This window comes from Maricaulis salignorans, assembly GCF_900103475.1.
GTDB classification, from domain to species: domain Bacteria; phylum Pseudomonadota; class Alphaproteobacteria; order Caulobacterales; family Maricaulaceae; genus Maricaulis; species Maricaulis salignorans.
The window spans coordinates 1-16,189 of sequence record NZ_FNHG01000031.1 but is presented as its reverse complement, the minus strand read 5'-3'; the positions used below and the strand labels follow the sequence as shown (position 1 = coordinate 16,189).

General features: G+C 63.8%; 16 protein-coding genes. 5 read left to right on the top strand and 11 right to left on the bottom strand.

The annotated features are described in order from the left end of the window. Positions 1 to 1,173 precede the first annotated feature (1,173 nt). Together BLT42_RS14835 and BLT42_RS14830 are read left to right on the top strand one after the other, a co-directional pair. On the top strand, positions 1,174 to 1,410 hold the full coding sequence (locus BLT42_RS14835; RefSeq protein ID WP_091771948.1) for a DUF2093 domain-containing protein: 237 nt from the start codon (positions 1,174 to 1,176) through the stop codon (positions 1,408 to 1,410). Then, a complete protein-coding gene (locus tag BLT42_RS14830) occupies positions 1,407 to 2,312 on the top strand; it encodes a M23 family metallopeptidase (protein WP_233342540.1) in 906 nt (301 codons plus the stop codon). The genes BLT42_RS14835 and BLT42_RS14830 overlap by 4 nt, the downstream gene beginning before the upstream one ends. A 5-nt stretch (positions 2,313 to 2,317) precedes the next feature. Here BLT42_RS14830 and BLT42_RS14825 read toward each other — a convergent pair whose 3' ends face one another. The 4 genes from BLT42_RS14825 to BLT42_RS14810 are packed head-to-tail and all read right to left on the bottom strand — an operon-like array spanning position 2,318 to position 6,326. Continuing rightward, positions 2,318 to 3,247, bottom strand: a complete 930-nt coding sequence (locus BLT42_RS14825; RefSeq protein WP_091771947.1) for a lysophospholipid acyltransferase family protein — start codon at positions 3,245 to 3,247, stop codon at positions 2,318 to 2,320. 9 nt (positions 3,248 to 3,256) lie between these two features. After that, positions 3,257 to 4,267 carry a tetraacyldisaccharide 4'-kinase gene (gene lpxK / locus BLT42_RS14820; RefSeq protein WP_091771946.1) on the bottom strand — a complete coding sequence of 337 codons (1,011 nt, stop codon included), beginning with the start codon at positions 4,265 to 4,267 and terminating at the stop codon, positions 3,257 to 3,259. Next, positions 4,264 to 5,559, bottom strand: coding sequence for a 3-deoxy-D-manno-octulosonic acid transferase (locus BLT42_RS14815; RefSeq protein WP_091771945.1), 1,296 nt, complete (start codon positions 5,557 to 5,559; stop codon positions 4,264 to 4,266). The genes lpxK and BLT42_RS14815 overlap by 4 nt, the downstream gene beginning before the upstream one ends. Next, positions 5,556 to 6,326 (bottom strand): lysophospholipid acyltransferase family protein, encoded by a 771-nt coding sequence (locus BLT42_RS14810; RefSeq protein WP_091771944.1) that lies wholly within the window; start codon positions 6,324 to 6,326, stop codon positions 5,556 to 5,558. The genes BLT42_RS14815 and BLT42_RS14810 overlap by 4 nt, the downstream gene beginning before the upstream one ends. Positions 6,327 to 6,430: 104 nt before the next feature. On the opposite strand from BLT42_RS14810, the gene BLT42_RS14805 reads away from it, so the two are divergent. Both BLT42_RS14805 and BLT42_RS14800 read left to right on the top strand, forming a co-directional pair. Continuing rightward, positions 6,431 to 7,093, top strand: coding sequence for a protein tyrosine phosphatase family protein (locus BLT42_RS14805; protein ID WP_091771943.1), 663 nt, complete (start codon positions 6,431 to 6,433; stop codon positions 7,091 to 7,093). A 138-nt stretch (positions 7,094 to 7,231) separates the two neighbouring features. Beyond that, a complete protein-coding gene (locus BLT42_RS14800; RefSeq protein WP_091771942.1) occupies positions 7,232 to 8,842 on the top strand; it encodes a sensor histidine kinase in 1,611 nt (536 codons plus the stop codon). Here BLT42_RS14800 and BLT42_RS14795 read toward each other — a convergent pair. From BLT42_RS14795 to BLT42_RS14770, 6 genes are all read right to left on the bottom strand, one after another. Next, positions 8,839 to 10,596: an ABC transporter ATP-binding protein gene (locus BLT42_RS14795; RefSeq protein ID WP_233342538.1), complete on the bottom strand. Its 1,758-nt coding sequence runs from the start codon at positions 10,594 to 10,596 to the stop codon at positions 8,839 to 8,841. The two genes, BLT42_RS14800 and BLT42_RS14795, sit on opposite strands and share 4 nt — an antisense overlap. A 12-nt stretch (positions 10,597 to 10,608) precedes the next feature. Beyond that, on the bottom strand, positions 10,609 to 10,863 hold the full coding sequence (locus tag BLT42_RS14790) for a DUF4170 domain-containing protein (RefSeq protein ID WP_091771941.1): 255 nt from the start codon (positions 10,861 to 10,863) through the stop codon (positions 10,609 to 10,611). A gap of 37 nt (positions 10,864 to 10,900) precedes the next feature. Then, positions 10,901 to 12,262 (bottom strand): TldD/PmbA family protein, encoded by a 1,362-nt coding sequence (locus tag BLT42_RS14785; RefSeq protein WP_091771940.1) that lies wholly within the window; start codon positions 12,260 to 12,262, stop codon positions 10,901 to 10,903. 40 nt (positions 12,263 to 12,302) lie between these two features. Beyond that, a complete protein-coding gene (locus tag BLT42_RS14780; protein ID WP_091771939.1) occupies positions 12,303 to 12,695 on the bottom strand; it encodes an MAPEG family protein in 393 nt (130 codons plus the stop codon). Positions 12,696 to 12,755: 60 nt separating this feature from the next. Continuing rightward, entirely contained in the window at positions 12,756 to 13,415 is a 660-nt protein-coding gene (locus tag BLT42_RS14775) for a DsbA family oxidoreductase (RefSeq protein ID WP_091771950.1), read from the bottom strand. A 169-nt stretch (positions 13,416 to 13,584) separates the two neighbouring features. Further along, positions 13,585 to 13,803 carry a hypothetical protein gene (locus tag BLT42_RS14770; RefSeq protein WP_091771938.1) on the bottom strand — a complete coding sequence of 73 codons (219 nt, stop codon included), beginning with the start codon at positions 13,801 to 13,803 and terminating at the stop codon, positions 13,585 to 13,587. Positions 13,804 to 14,077: 274 nt separating this feature from the next. Here BLT42_RS14770 and BLT42_RS14765 point away from each other — a divergent pair, with 274 nt between their 5' ends. Next, positions 14,078 to 14,647 (top strand): YkvA family protein, encoded by a 570-nt coding sequence (locus BLT42_RS14765; RefSeq protein ID WP_176780391.1) that lies wholly within the window; start codon positions 14,078 to 14,080, stop codon positions 14,645 to 14,647. Positions 14,648 to 14,652: 5 nt separating this feature from the next. Here the strand turns inward: BLT42_RS14765 and BLT42_RS14760 are convergent, their stop codons facing one another. Further along, on the bottom strand, positions 14,653 to 15,861 hold the full coding sequence (locus tag BLT42_RS14760; RefSeq protein ID WP_091771936.1) for an LL-diaminopimelate aminotransferase: 1,209 nt from the start codon (positions 15,859 to 15,861) through the stop codon (positions 14,653 to 14,655). Positions 15,862 to 16,189: the final 328 nt, after the last annotated feature.

Below are 16,189 nucleotides of genomic sequence, written 5' to 3'. Positions count from 1 at the left end.
CTGGAATTGACTCGTCAAGGGCGCCGCAGGCGCCGCTTCGCGGGTCCCCCCCCTTGACGAGTCAATTCCAGTCTGGCCGGGTCTCGGCATGGGTTTCAGGGCGGAGTGTGGCCCCGCGTGGCCTCTCTCGTAACGAATACAAAGTTCGACTTCCCCCGGATTTACCTGCCCTCGCGCATGCGGGGGGGGGGGGGGGGGGGGGGGGGGGGGGGGGGGGGGGGGGGGGGGGGGGGGGGGGGGGCTGCCGCCGGGGAATCCAGCAAGGCTCCCGGGACACGGTCCGGCGTCCAGCCGGTGCGTGTCCCGACTTGGGTGGGCCTGGGACGCCGTCACCCGTCTGTCACCCTCCGCGGGTCAAACCTGCAAACGTTGCACCCGGACCGCCGCAAGTCCAAAAAATTCAAAATTTGTCATCCCTGACGGATGCCCGGACGCGAAGCGATCCGGGCGCAGATCAGGGACCCAGACGCCCGACAGAAATCGACCTTTTCGCCGAAGTAGCGCTTATTTGCCCCGTCAGTCCCGATGGTTTCACCATGGCGCTTCTGGGTCCCTGATCTGCGCCCCGCATTCGCGGGGCATCCGTCAGGGATGACAAGGGTTTGGTTTTTGTCGGGCATGAGGACGCGCCCACGCGCTACTTATCCCCCACAGCGCACAATTATCCTACGTCATCCTGACGCAAGTCAGGACCTCGACGTGACAAGCGCGGAGGCCGGTCTATCGAGGTCCTGACTTGCGTCAGGATGGCGATTTATGGCCGAACTTATCCCCACCCCCTCCAGCTGCGCGTATGCTTCAGCTGTTCCGGTCGCACGGGAGGCGTGAGCTCAGTCACTGGCGGCGATCGGGAGCGTGGAGCTCATCCGCACGAAGGCGTGACAGCCCGAGTTCCGGTGAGGCCATGATCGGGGAGACACGGCATTAGGGCTCGACCGTGCATCCCCGGTCATTTCGAGGCGGAAGCCGCAAGGCAGCCGAGTAAAACTCCACGTGTGGGACGTCACGGATGTCACACTCAACTCAACTTCAACTCCGGCATTCGCCGGCGTCCCGCACACCTCCCAATCGGGGAGGCCCACTCAAACCTCCAGCGGCGAGCCGCGTGGAGATTTTCGTGCAGGCGCAGGCCGCCCATTCCCCTTATCCGTCAACGCATGCTAAACGGGTTTCATGAGCCAGACAGACAATCCTTTTGAAGCTGATTTCTCGGGTGAAGCCATCCTGGAATTCGGCGATGCCGATTTCATCATCCTCAAGCCCGGCGCGTTCGTGCGCTGTGCCGTGACCGGCGATCCGATCGCCCTGACGGATCTGCGTTATTGGAGCGTGGATGACCAGGAAGCCTATCGCGACAGCATTATCGCGACCCGGCGCTGGGCCGAGCTGAATGGCGAGCGTGGCCAATGATTGCGCTCCTCGCTGCCCTCGCCCTGCAGAGCACGACGGCGCCGCTCGACCCGATTGGCGAGATGATCGCCTCGCAATCACCCGATGCCAGTGAGGCGGGGGCGAGCACTGCCCCGGCCGCACGCGCGCCGATCCAGGGCTGCGCCGGCGACTTCGCCGAGGGCTCGCTGCTGATCTGTCAGTATGGTCCGGACAGCCAGGTGACGCTCGGCGGTGTCACCGCGCAGGCCGATGCCTCCGGCTGGGCCGTCATCGGTATCCCGCGGGATGCACCGGACGAGCTTCGCTTCACGGTCGCCAGTGCGGCTGGTGATATTGACCGCATGCAGGCCATCACCCAGCGCGAATTTGCCATTCAACGCATTGAAGGCGTGCCGCAATCAACCGTGACCCCCGATGCCTCGACCCTGCCGCGGCGCCAGCGCGAATACGCCCAAAAACAGGCCGCTTTCGCGACGCATTGGGACGGGATCGGCTTTCTCGCCGGATTTATCCGGCCCGCCGAAGGCATCACGACTGGCGTCTATGGCTCGCAGCGCATCTATAATGGCACGCCGGGCAATCCGCATTGGGGTCTGGACTGGGCCAATGATCCAGGCACGCCGATCGTGGCACCGGCCGCCGGTCGCGTCATCCTCGCCGAGTCCGACATGTATTATGAGGGCGGTCTGATCTTCCTCGATCACGGCCAGGGCCTGGTCAGCTGCTTTCTGCACATGAGCGCCGTACATGTTGCCGCCGGCGATCTGGTCGAACAGGGGCAACTGATCGGCGAGATCGGCGCGGGTGGTCGCGCCACCGGGCCGCATCTCGACTGGCGCGTGAAGTTCCAGAACAGTTTCTATGTCGACCCGGCGCTCTTGCTCGAGCTCGATCTGACGCAGCTGCAGCCTGTCGACTAAGGCGGCTAGGCCTCCTGCCGGTAGACATCCTTCGCCCAGCGGCGATGGACCCAGAACCATTGTTCCGGCGCGCGGCGAATCTCGGCCTCGACCCATTGATTGATCCGCGTCACGGTCTCGATGATGGCGGCGGGCTTGTCGGGATTGGTCGAGATCTCGATCGGGTCATGGATCTCGATCCGGAAGCGCGCGCCCTCGAGCCGGCGAACCGAGAGCGGCACGAGCGGGCAATTGAAACGCATCGCCAGTTTGGTCGGGCCGGGCGCGGTCATTGAGGGATGCCCGAAAAAGGGCGCCTCGACACCGTCATTCATCTTCTGGTCGTTCATCAGCGCGACGGTCTGGCCGCGCTTCAGCGTCTGCAGCAATTCCTTGGCCCCTTCGCCGCCCTTTGCGGTCATCAGCTTGATGCCGTAATCGGCGCGGGCGGCCAGGATGCGCTCATCGATCAGCGGGTTATTGGCTGGCCGATAGGTGATATAGCAGGGCAGGCCGGTCTTGGAGATCGCCGTGCCGGAAATTTCCCAATTGGCGCTATGGGTCGAAATGATGACCAGCGGCTGGTTGGCATCGCGCGCGGCCTCGAGCTTTTCGCGGCCGATAAACTCGACCCGTTCGGCGAAGAAACCGTCATCCTCGAACAGATGCATATGCGGCATCTCGCCGGCGAGGCGGCCGAAATTGTCCCACATGCCGCGCAACAGCCGGTCAATCTCCGGCTCGGCGGCTTCCGGGAAACAGCGCTGCATATTGATGCGGGCGATCTTGTGGGTCGAGGTCATCGGCCCGAGCCGCTGCAACAGCTCACCGCCGGCATCCGATGCCCGGTCCAGGCCCTTGGCGCGATACCAGGTATTATAGCCGTCCCAGGCAAGCGCCTGGAGCTGCCAGCCGGCGCGGGTCAGGAAGGAGGCATTGCGTTGCGCTTCAATCATCAAACGGATTTAGCGGCCTGATGCGCTGGCGTCCATCATGTCCCGCAACAGACCGTCCACAGCTGCCGGATTGGCAAACTCCGCACGGACCGGCCAGGCGGTGACCTCGTCCTGCATCGCGGTGGGCAATCGTACCCAGTCTTTCTCCGTCGTGATCAGGGCTGATTTATGGGCCTTGGCCAGTCGTTGCAGCCGCTTGAGGTCGCCCTTTGAATAGGGGTGATGGTCGGCAAACTGGCCGGTTTCCGACAGATCGGCCCCGGCAGCGTTCAGCGCATCGAAGAATTTCTGTGGCCGTCCAATCCCGGCGAAGGCGACCAGCGATCCGCGCGGCGGCGCCTGGGTCGGGGCCAGCCAGGCATGCAGGACGGGGATTTCCAGATCGGCCAGGCCGAGGCCGCGATAGTCGGGCAGGGTGTCGGCATTTCGTGTCATCACGATCACCGCATCGGCGCGCGCCAGACCGGTGGCGACAGGCTCGCGCAGCGGTCCCGCCGGAAACACCTTATTGGCGCCCCAGCCGGTTTCACCGTCGATCACGACGAAGGAGAATTGCTTGCGCAGGGTCGGGTTCTGATGGCCGTCATCGAGCACCAATACCTGGGCCGAGGCGGCAACGGCAGCCAGCGCCCCGGCTGGCCGGTCACGGCTGATCCAGGCCGGTGCGACGCGGGCCAGCAGGAGCGGTTCGTCGCCAACCTCCCGGGCCGAATGCGTTGACGGGTCGACCTGGACAGGCCCCTTCAGCGCGCCGCCATAGCCACGCGACAGGGCATGGGCGCGATATCCCATATCGCTCAGACGGGTCAAAATGGTCTGCGCGACCGGTGTCTTGCCGGTGCCGCCCAGGGTGAGATTGCCGATGCAGATCACCGGAATGCCGGGATCAAGCGGCTCGGCCTTGCGGATCCGCCGGGCGGTCGCCCAGCCATAAATCCAGCTCAGCGGAGTCAGCAGGGCCCGCACGACACTGCCCGAACTGCGTCCGCCATCGGTGCGCCAGAATGGGGGCTCCCTCATGGTGCGATCTCCGCGCCCTTGCCGTGTTCCAGCAATGTTTCCAGAGCCGCCAGACTGGTGGCCATGGCGCCGCCCGAGGCCTCGGTGATCGCCGCTTTCGCCGCTTTTATGGAGGGGCCGCGATGCGACCAGACCTGCTCCAGTGCCGCCGCAATCGTCGCGGCATTGTTTACCGTGATCACGGCCTTGTGCTGACGGTAGACCGCATAGAGATCATCGAAGCTGGCGGTGTGCTCTCCGCTGAGCACGACGGCTCCGGCCTGGCTGGCCTCGATCGGATTATGGCCGCCAATATCGGGCAGGAGGCTGCCGGCGATCAGGGCAAGCCGGGCGGCGCCATACCAGAGCGGCATTTCGCCCAGCGTGTCGGCCAGCCAGATCTGCTGGCCGGCGGACGGCAGCTCGCCGGCCGAACGGCGTGCGAAACGAAAGCCCTGCTTGTCGATCAGGCGCGCCACCTCTTCGCCGCGTTCCGGGTGGCGCGGGGCGAGGATCAGCAGGGCGTCGGGATGCGCCTTCAGTGTCAGCGCATGGGCGTAGAGAATGATCGCTTCCTCACCCGGATGGGTCGAGGCGGCGAGCCAGACAGGCCGGTCGCCGATCTGTTTGCGGATCTGCGACAGCGCTTGCGGGTCCGGTGCTTCGGCGCGCACTTCCAGTTTAAGATTACCCGCCAGGGTGACGGCCTGGCCGGTCAGGTTTTCCAGCCCGTCGCGGGTGCGGCTGTCGGCCGCCCCGATCCAGTCGAAACAGCCCAGCAGATAGCGCGCCGAGTCGGGCCGCTTGTGCCAGTTTGCCAGCGAGCGGTCATTCATGCGGGCATTGATCAGCGCCATCGGAATGCCGCGCTGCGCCGTCTCGATCACCAGATTGGGCCAGAGTTCGGATTCGGCAAAGACGGCGAGATCGGGCTTCCAGTAATCGAGAAAACCGGTCACCGCCGTGACGGTATCGATCGGCAGATACTGGTGGCGCGCCACGGCCGGCAGGCGCTTGGCCATCAGCCGGGCCGAGGTCATGGTTCCGGTTGTGACCAGAAAGCGTAATTCCGGGTGGGTGGCGGCGAATTCGGTAATCAGGCTGGCCAGGACCAGGCTCTCGCCGACGCTGGCCCCGTGCAGCCAGACCAAGCGGCCCGGCGGGCGCGGGAAGGTTGGGCGGCCAAGGCGTTCATTGCGGCGTTCGCGGTCTTCCTTGCCGGTCCGGGCCCGCTGCATCAGCAGCGGCACAGCAAGCGGCGAAGCGCACCGCATCAGCAGGCGATAGGCCGTCAGTGCCGGAGGCAGGTTCACGGCGTGGTCTCCCTCACCCCGGCGAGAGCACCCGTACCCGGCCGCACCGCGCTGTCCGGTTCGATAATCTCGCCGCCGACGGCCTCATCGGCTTCGCGGGTCAGTTCATTGAGCCGGGTCTCCAGCAGGAGGCGCGCGGCTTCCATTTCCTCGGCCGTCGCCGTTTTGGCGACATGGATCGGATCGCCCCAGATGATGATGCCGCGGGTGAAGAAATGCGGCAGGCAATGCTTGTCCCAGGCCTTGTGCAGCACAGTCTTGCGCCGGGTCGACCAGGTGACGGGAACGATCGGGACGCCGGAATCCCGGGCCATGCGGATGGCCCCGTAGCCGGCGCGCATCCGTGGTCCGCGCGGGCCGTCGGGCGTGACGGCGCCGCTGCCGCCCTGGCTGAGATGGTTGACCATGGCGCGATAGGCGGCTTCCCCGCCCTTGCTGGCTTCCGGCTTCCTGGCATTGCGCGAGGAACCGCGCACCAGGCCGACCTTGTACCAGCGCGCAAAACGCGAGCCGATATCGCCCTCTCGTGAGCGCGATGCCAGCGCGACCATCCGGTCGTAATGCTGGTTCCAGGCCTGCAGGGCCATCAGGACGCGGCCATGCCAGACGCAGCCGAGAATCGGCAGGTTTTCGTCCCACACCTGCTGGACATAGTCGCCATTGCGCACTTCCCAGCGAATCGAACGGCGCACCGACTCCACATAGAGCAGTGCGAGGAAGGCCGCGATTTCCTGGCCCCAGGGCTTTGACAGCAAGCGTTTCAACATCGTGTTCCCTTGCTCGCCCTCACCGGCTTAAAGGTCAAGCACGGCGCGCGGTTGCCTCACTGGCCCGGGCATCCTAAATCCCGTCGCAGCAAGAAAGAAACCGCATGGCCTATGATCTCACCGATCCGAAGGATCGCAAACGCGCCTGGAGTGACTATCTGTGGAAGGATCACGGCGTGTTGCGCCTGCGGTTCCACAATATGCACGAGGTTGGCGGGGGCCTCTGGCGGGCCAATCAGCCTTCGCCGGACCGCATCGAATGGCTGGCCGCTGAAGGCTTCAAGACGATCCTGAACATTCGCGGTACCCAGCCGGGGGTCTGTTATTATGATTTCGAGCGCGAAGCATGCGAACGGCACGGACTGGCGATGCATGACATGCCCTTCGGGTCACGCGAAGCGCCCTATGTTGATCGCATTCAGCGCGCGGTGAAAATTTTCGAATCAATCGAATACCCGGCTCTGGTGCACTGCAAGTCCGGGGCGGACCGGGCGGGATTGATCTCGGTGCTGTTCGCCCTGACCCATCTCAATCTGCCCTATGAGCAGGCAATCGAGCATTTGTCCCTGAAATACCTCCACGTCAAAGCCGGGAAGACGGGCGTTCTCGATTATTTTTTCGAGACCTATCGCGCCTATAACGAAGCTCATCCGATCGGTTTCATGGACTGGGTCGAGACGGTCTATGACCGCGACGCGGTGCAGGCCGGCTTCATGTCGAGCTGGTGGGGCAACCTGCTGACAGAGCGGCTGCTTCGCCGCGAATAGTCGCGTCCCGAATCTGTATTTCGGCCCGATTCATCAGATATGACGACTCTTTCCCCAGCTTTCCTGCAAGTTAATACCCGTTAACCACGTTGATATCCGGTCCGCACGGACAGGTCACGTCGCATCGGGAGCTTGAAAATGCATGACAGGGTGATTGCCGCGCAAAGAACGGACGAGCTGCTGGACGGACTTAACTCTCGTCTGTCGCGCGAATCCGGCCAGGCATTCCTGTCGGCTTTTGTCAGCCTGGTCGCCGATTTTTTCGATGCTGACAGCGTCTATCTCGGGCGAATCGATCCGGGACACCGGCAAATGCGGACGCTTCATGTTGCGTCCCAGGGCGGAACCAGCCGGAATTTCAGCTATCGGGTTGAAGGCACCCCCTGCGCCCGGGTCATGAAATCCGGGGCACTGGTTTTCGAAGACCGGGTCGCGCAGGAATTTCCGCATGATTACATGCTCGAGGAGATGGGCATTCGCGGCTTTGCCGGAACGCCACTCTATCACGGTGCCCAATCGATCGGTGTCATCGCGGTCTTGTTCAAGCGCCCGATTGAAAACGCGGACAGCCTGCTCAGGGTCATGCACCACTACCGGCGCCGGCTGACGGCTGAAATTCTCGCCATTGAAACCGGGGAGCGGGCCAGCCTGGCGATCCGGGGCATGTCTGACGGCATTGTCGACTGGTGCCTCGAGACGGACCAGGTCTACACCTCGGCGCGTTGCCGCGAATTGCTCGGCGACAAGCCGCGCGAATCGACAACGCCAGCCGATACGCTCCGGGCCTTGTTGCACCGCGAGGATCGTCCCCGGGTCGAGTCGGCGCTGCAGGCCCATTTTCGCGCCGGACGTCCGTTCGACATGTCCGTCCGGTTCAAGGTCGCCGATGGCGCTCATCGCTGGTTCCGGCTGCGCGGTGAAGCGGTCCGCACGCCGGACGGTGAACCCACCCGGCTGGTCGGCGCGCTGACCGATGTCCATGACCTGCTCGAGGCCCGGCAGCAAGCCACTGAGTCCAGCCGCGCCAAATCGAAATTCCTCGCGACGATGAGTCATGAGATCCGCACGCCCATGAATGGCGTGCTCGGCATGTCGAGCCTGTTGATGAATACCGAGTTGCAGGACTCGCAACGCGAAATGGTCGAGTTGATCCAGAAGTCCGGCCACGCCCTGCTCGATATTCTCAATGATATCCTTGACCTCGCGAATATCGAGTCCGGACGGTTTGAGGTCGAGGCCTCCAGCTATTGTCCGGCCGAGCTTATCCGGAGTGTGATCGGGCCCTACCGTATGAAGGCGCTGGAGAAGGGACTGGCCCTGCAAGTCGAGATCGACCCCTGCGCCGAGGGAGATGCCAGTGGTGATCCAGCCCGCATCCGCCAGATACTCTCCAATCTGCTCTCCAATGCGGTGAAGTTCACTGAACGTGGCGAGATCCGGGTGCGCTGCCGCGCCAGCCAGCACGACGACGGGCGCCATGTTGTCAGATTCGACATCAGCGATACCGGTATCGGCATGGACCAGGCGCTGATCGGACGGGTCTTCATGCCCTTCACCCAGGGCGAGTCGGCAATGTCCCGCAAGAGTGGCGGCACCGGACTCGGTCTGGCGATCTCCAAGAAACTGGCTGAACTCATGGATGGCGATATCGAAGTCGAGAGCGCGCCCGGTGCCGGCTCGGTCTTCTCGGTGCGTTTGCCCATGGCGGACTTGCAGCCCAGCATGCTGGCTGCGGGTGCCGATCGCTAGCGGGCGTCGTCGCCGAATTGAAGCCGGCACAGATTGGCATACAGGCCCTCTTGCGCGATGAGTGTGTCGTGCCGGCCCTCTTCCTGAACGCGGCCATCCTGCATCACATAGATCCAGTCGGCATTGCGCACGGTTGACAGGCGGTGGGCGATGACCAGCGTGGTCCGTCCGGCTGAGAGCCTTTCCAGCGCGGCCTGGACGCGTTGCTCTGACTCGGTATCGAGCGCACTCGTGGCTTCGTCGAGCAGCAAAATGGGCGCATCTTTCAAGATGGCGCGGGCGATCGACAGACGCTGGCGCTGGCCACCGGAGAAATTGCTCCCGCGCGGGCCGACCGGGCTGTCATAGCCTTCCGGCAGGGCGATGATGAAATCATGGGCATCGGCGGCCTTGGCGGCGGCGATGATGGTATCGCGATCCGCATCCAGCTGACCGAAACCGATATTCGCCGCGACGCTGTCATCGAACAGGGTCACATCCTGGCTGACCAGGGCGATCTGGCGCCGCAGGGAGGCCAGCGAGACCGAGCGGATATCCGTGCCGTCAATGCTCACAGAGCCCGCCTGTGGATCATACAGGCGCGGGATCAGGTTGAGAATGGTCGACTTGCCCGAGCCGGACGGTCCGACCAGTGCGATCGTCTGGCCGGCATTGGCGTGCAGGCTGACATCGCGCAGCGCCGTGGTGCCATCGGCATAATCGAAGCTGACCTGTTCGATATCGATCCGGGCCGTCTTGACGGCGAGGGCAGGGGCTTCGAGCGCAGCGGCGACCTCATTGTCTTCATCGAGCAGATGAAAGACGCGATCGAGCACGGCGAAGCCTTCCTGGACCACGGCACTCAATGTGCCGATGGCGCGGATCGCCGGTGACATGACGCCGATGCCGGTCAGAACGCCGAGAATATTGCCGACCGAGGTCTCGCCTCCCAGCAGGCGCCAGCCGGCAAATCCGACCAGTCCGGCGAAGGCGATGCCGCCGACGACTTCCAGGATCGGGTCAACGCGGGCCTTGTTCTCGGTGATGCTGAAGAGGAATTTCAGGCGCTCGAAAAAGGATTTGTCGGCGCGCGCCGCTTCATAATCCTCGAGCCCGTAGGTCTTCACCATCCGGGTGCCGGAAAAGCTCTCCTCGAGCTGGCTGGTCACTTCGCCCATTTGCGACTGGGCCTGGGCCGAGGTCTTGCGCAGGCGCTGGCCGATCTTGATCACCGGCCAGGCGGCGAGGGGATAGACCACCAGCACCAGCAGGGTCAGCATCCAGTCGAGATAGAGCATCCAGGCAATCGCCCAGATCACCGTCATCGTATCGCGCAGGAGATTGTTCGAGAGCCGCACCAGGGTTTCGCGCAGCAGGGTGATGTCATTGGTGAAGCGCGAAACGAGGCTGCCGACCGGCTCTGATTGCAGGCGCGCGAAATCGGCATGTACCAGCTTGGTGAACATGGCGTTCTGCAGATCCTGCATCACCGTCAGGGCAAGGCGATTGGTCTGCAGGGTCTGGAAATAGAGGCTGATACCGCGCACGGCGGCCAGGCTGATCGCCGCCAGCGGCGCGATCGGGAAGAAACCCGGATCGCGTTGTTCCAGCAAGTTGAAGGTCCATCCGACCAGGCCGGCATAGCTCGCCGCCGCCGCCGCGGTGACCACCGAGAGCAGCATGGCCCCGATCCACAGACCCGGGCGCTTGGAGACCCAGTCACGCCAGAGCCGGCGTCCGAGCGCGGCAGTGGATGGGTGGGGTTGGTCGGTCAAATACTGGGTCCGTCAGGTCTTGCGCTTGTCCGAATGCGGGTCGAGCAATTGATGGGCGTGGATAATGAAATAGCGCATGTGGGCATTGTCGACCGTGCGTTGCGCGGCGTTTTTCCAGGCGGCCCGGGCGTCTTCATAACTGCCGTAGGCGCCGACGAAATCGACCGCGTCGAGATCCTTGAATTCGCAGTTTTGCGGGTCGACGCAGACGAGTTCGCCGCCGATGACCAGGTGCAGGAGCTGCTGATTGATTTTGGTGCTGTCCATATTTCCTATCCCGAAAAATGTGGGGCCCGGGCCGGGTCTAGAGCCCGCCAACCGAGAGTTTGTCGACCAGAATGCTGGGCGAATTGACCGAACCGCGAAATTCCAGATCGCTCGCTGGTACTAACCGCGCAAAGATGTCCATCAGATTACCGGCGACGGTGATTTCGCTGACCGGATGGTCGATCTGGCCCTTGCTGATCCGGTATCCGGAGACGCCGACCGACCAGTCACCGGTGTTGGAATTGAGCGAAGGTCCGAACATTTCCATCACCAGAACGCCGGACTCGATCGCGCCGATCATGGCCTCGCGGCTCTGGCTTCCGGCTTCCAGATGCAGATTGGTCGGACCGGCACCGGGCGCGCCGCCCATGGAGCGCCGGGCATGGCCGGTCGGCGCCAGCTTCAATTGCCGTGAGGCGGCGCTGTTGAGCAGCCAGGTGGTCAGCCGGCCATCCTCGACCAGGTTGGAGCGGCGATTGACCGTACCTTCGCCATCGAAGGCGCAGGAGCTGTGGCCCCAGTCACGATGCGGATCATCGATGATATTGATGCCCGGAGCGAAAACTGGCTGGCCGAGCTTGTCGCGCAGGAATGAGATGCCGCGTGCCACGGCCGGGCCGCTGATGGCACCGCACAGGGCGGACAGGAAAGTGGTGGCAACGCGACGGTCGAACACGACCGGCTGGACGCCGCTGTCAATCTTTTGTGGCCCAACACGCCGGGCTGTGCGCTCGCCGGCCTCGGTGCCGATATCGAGTGTGGTGCGCAGATCACCCGGGCGCCGGGCAGCCGTGGCAGCATAGTCGCGCTCCATCGCGCCATTTCGCTCGGCGATGACACTGGCACCATAGCTGAACATGCTCTTGCGCCAGCCCTGGTTGAAGCCGGTCGTGGTGGCATAGGCGGCGGCACCCTGGCCAAAACTGGCGAAGGCCGCGTCGGTCTTGGAGACGCCGTGAATGGCGCGTGCAGCCTGTTCGACCTCGATGGATCGCGCTTCCAGCTCTTCCGGCGACCACTGGGTCGGATCGAACATCGCAATCTCGGGCGGGTTGGTGCACAGCCGCTCGGCTTCGGCCAGGGCCGAGAACGGGTCTTCCGGTGACAAGCGGGCCATCGCGACCGCGCGCTCGATTGTCAGGCTGCGGCCATGCTCGGACAGGTCGGAGAAGGCGACTCCGGCCTGCCGGGCGCCGACGAAGACGCGCACACCGGCATCGAGCGATTCAGAGCGTTCGATATCTTCCAGGTCACCATCGCGGACGGAGAGCTCGGTGGTGCGCGATTCGCTGACACTGGCCTCGGCGGAATCGGCGCCGGCCCGTCGGGCGCGGGCGATGAGGTCGGCTGCGATATCCTGCAGTTTTTGCGGGTCGGGGGCGGAATTGGGTTGGGTCATGTAGCGGCTATAGCTCCCCGCGGCGGTTCGCCGCAATGGTTCAACTGATCGCCTTGGACAGCAGAAGCAGTGCGCCTGCCAGCAGAACAAGCCAGGTCAGGGCGGTTCCGATGACGCGCCCCATGCTGCGTCCGGGGTCGGTGAGCAGACCATAGGCGTGCAGGCCGCGCGCCAGGGTCAGTGCGATCCCGAGGATGTGCAGGACGAGTGTGCCGGTGCCCAGCAGGCCGAGCATGATCAGGGCGATCAGCGCCGGCGGCAGGTTTTCCGCGGCATTGCCATGGGTGCGGCAGGCCTGTTCCAGGGCCGCATCATTGCCGGTGCCCAGGCTGATTTTTGCCCGCCGGCGATTGAGGCTGACATTCACGGCCAGAAACAGGAAGAGCAGGATGTTGAGGCCGGCATAAAGGGCAACGGCTTGCATGGCGGTCATGGGGCGACTCCGTGAAAAATCCTGGTGAAACCTAGAAGCTGCGACGCCGCGGCGAAAGCCTTATTCCTGTTCGGGTGGTTCCTGCGCGGCCTGACGGATCGCATCGGCGAGGATTTTCGGCTCCTGGGCGCCGGACACCGCGAAACGGCCATTGAAGATATAGGTCGGCACGCCGCTCACGCCGAGCTTGCGGAAGAAGGCTTCCTCGTCGCGCAGCGCCGCCTCGTCCTGGTTCGCGCTAAGCAGTTCGGCCGTCAGCTCGCCATCAAGCCCGGCGGCCCCGGCGATCTGGCTGAGGGTCTCGATATCGCCAATATCCCGGCTGTCGGCGAAAAACGCCCGGAACAGGCCTTCGGCGGCGGCATCCTCGACACCCTGTCCGGCGGCCCAGCGCAGGACGCGATGAGCATTGAGCGTATTGGGGCGGACCGGGATGGCGTCGAACCTGAATTCAATCCCGGCGGCCGGTGCGGCCTGTTCGAGATAGGCGCGCATCTGGGCCCAGCGTTCGGTGTTTTCGCCGGAGAATTTGGCTTTCATATACTCGCCATAGGGCCGGCCGGCGCGCGGCAGATCGGGGTCGAGTTGATAGGGGCGCCAGACGGTCTCGACCGGGATCTCCGGCACCAGCTTGCGGGCGGCATCCCAGTTGCGCTTGCCGAGCCAGCACCAGGGGCAAACGAGATCGGCGACAATATCTACGGAAACTTTATCGGTCATGGCCCCCAGATAGGGTGATTTCCCGCCGATTGCGAGAGCCTGGCCGCCCGTGTGTACATTTTTGCTGTTGCGGTGCCGGTTCGTCATCCCCCGCCTGCAGCAACACGCCAATGGAGACAGCAAGTCGCGGGGGATGACTCCCACCGGCCACCCACCGACTGACGCGAGCTCAGGCGATAATGTCGAGCAGGGTTTTCGTCATGTCGTCAGCGACCTTCACCATGGCTGCGGACGCTTCGTGCGTGGCTTCCGCACGCTTGACCGCAATCACGGCTTGAATAACGCCATCACCCTTGGCCGCGGCAGTGACGAGGCTTTCGGACGCCGCCCCGGCTCGGGCCTGGGCGTTCAACATGCCGGAGACGGCGGTATTGAGGGCAATATTCATGATGTCAGGCTAGCAGAGGCCAGCCGGCTTCGCGCGGCGCATTTGTGACCAGGGTTAGTCGGGCATTAACGCGCCGCCGCGGCCCGCCCGGCGCAGCTGTTAACGGTCCGGGCGGGCGTGAGGGGTGTGCGGGGGGATTGGGATCGAGCCAATTCCGGTTGCGTGATTTTCGTGATGTGGAATGTTGCGCGTTATCGGAGGCCAGTCGGGCGCTTCGATCGGGCCTTGCCGACCGGCCCGTTTTGCAAGGTTGGCTTATGATGAGGTTGAATTGATGTCCGCTCCTGTCCAAACCGCGCTCAAGGTCGAGTTCGAGCTGAGCGAGTCTGATCTGGATTTTTTCCGGGACCGTCTCGCCAAGGCTCGCGATGCGCGCATCGCCGATGACGAAGCCGTCATCCTTGAGGGCGTGGCAGCAATGAGCAAGCAGGCGATGGCGGCCAATCCGCCGGCCTTTGTTCGTGACCGGATCGAACAGCTCGGCCCGCTGGTCGCCATGCTGCGTGATGCCGATTGGCGCCTGGCCGGCGACGACCGCAAGCGCGTTCTCGATGCGCTGGCCTATTTCGCCGATCCCGATGATCTCATTCCCGATTCAACGCCGGGCATTGGCTATATCGATGATGCGATCATGATCGAACTGGTCGCCAATGCGCTGGCGCCTGAGCTCGAAGCCTATGATGATTTCGTTGCTCACCGCGAAGAGATCGCCGCCGGTGCCGAGGATCTGCCCTCGCTCGATGATGCCCGTGCCGTGATGCAGTCGCGCATGCGCCGCCGCCGTTCCCGTTCGCGGGCCGGCGGGACCTGGTCACATTCGACCAGCATCACACACTACTTCTAGCTCACTCAGACCGCGCGGACAGCCGGTTGGCGGGTTTTCAGGAACTCGCCAACGCCGCGCGCCGCCTGGCGGATGCGCTGTTCATTCTCGACCAGGGCGAGGCGCACAAAGCCCTCGCCATGCTCGCCAAAACCGATGCCCGGCGCGACGGCGACGCCGGCCTCTTCCATCAATTGCTTGGCGAATTCCAGCGAGCCCATCGCCTCGCAACCCTTCGGCAAGGGCGCCCAGGCAAACATCGACGCCTCGGGTACCGGGATGGTCCAGCCGATACGGCCAAAGCTCTCGACCAGAACATCACGGCGATGCTTGTAGATCGCCCGCATTTCCTCGACACAGTCCTGCGGCCCGTCGAGCGCCGCGCAAGCCGCGACCTGGACCGGCGTATAGGCGCCGTAGTCGAGATAGGATTTGACCCGCGCCAAAGCGCTCACAAGCCGTTCCGAGCCGGCCGCGAAGCCGACCCGGAAACCGGCCATGGAATAAGTCTTGGACATCGAGGTGAACTCGATGGTCCGCTCCCTGGCCCCGTCAATCTGCAACATGGACGGGGTGGGCGTGTCACCGAAATAGACCTCGGCATAGGCCAGGTCCGACAGGATGAAGAGATCGTGCTCGGTCGCGAACTCCACCACCTGGCGGTAGAAATCCAGTGAGGCGGTCTGTGCGGTGGGGTTGGAGGGATAACACACCACCACGGCGATCGGTTTGGGAACCGTATGCCTCACTGCATGCTTCAGTCCGCGCAGATATTCCTCCGGTGAGGGCGCGTGGACATGCCGGATCGTGCCTCCGGCAATGAGAAATCCGAATGTATGGATCGGATAGGAGGGGCTGGGGGCCAGGATGACATCGCCGGGCGCCGTGATCGCCTGGGCCAGATTGGCAAAGCCTTCCTTGGAGCCGAGCGTGACAATGACCTCGGAATTGGCATCGAGATCGACATCGAAGCGCCGCTTGTAATAGCGCGCCTGGGCCTTGCGCAGGCCGGCAATGCCGCGCGAGGCGGAATAGCCATTCGTGTGCGGCTTGTCGGCCGTGTCCTTGAGCTTGGCGAGAACATGGGCCGGCGTCGGCAGATCCGGATTGCCCATGCCGAAATCGATGATGTCCGTCCCCTTGGCCCGCAACTCGGCCTTCAGGCGATTGACTTCTTCGAAAACGTAAGGCGGAAGGCGCTTCGTGCGGTGAAATTCCATCGTTTTGTCCGGCATGTGTCGAATATACTCCCATCAAAGCCCGGCGGGCTGATCTTCGCAAGCGTGCGGCGCACCAAAATCTCCACGCCGCGAGCGGCTGGAGGTTTGCGGGGTTCCTCCCGGAGTGGGAGGGTGCGGGACGCCGGCGAATGCCGGTAACCGGTAATTTTATTAGCGTGACATTCGTGACGTCCCGCACGTGCAGTTTTCCCGTGGCGTCTCCACCGCCGTTTCCAATCCAAAAAGGTATTCGGGTCGGTCGTTTAGTGCCGTCAGACCTTAATGGACGCCCTGCCAGTGCTCAGGTTGTCACCCCTTCGCCCGGACAGGCTGCACGCTCCCG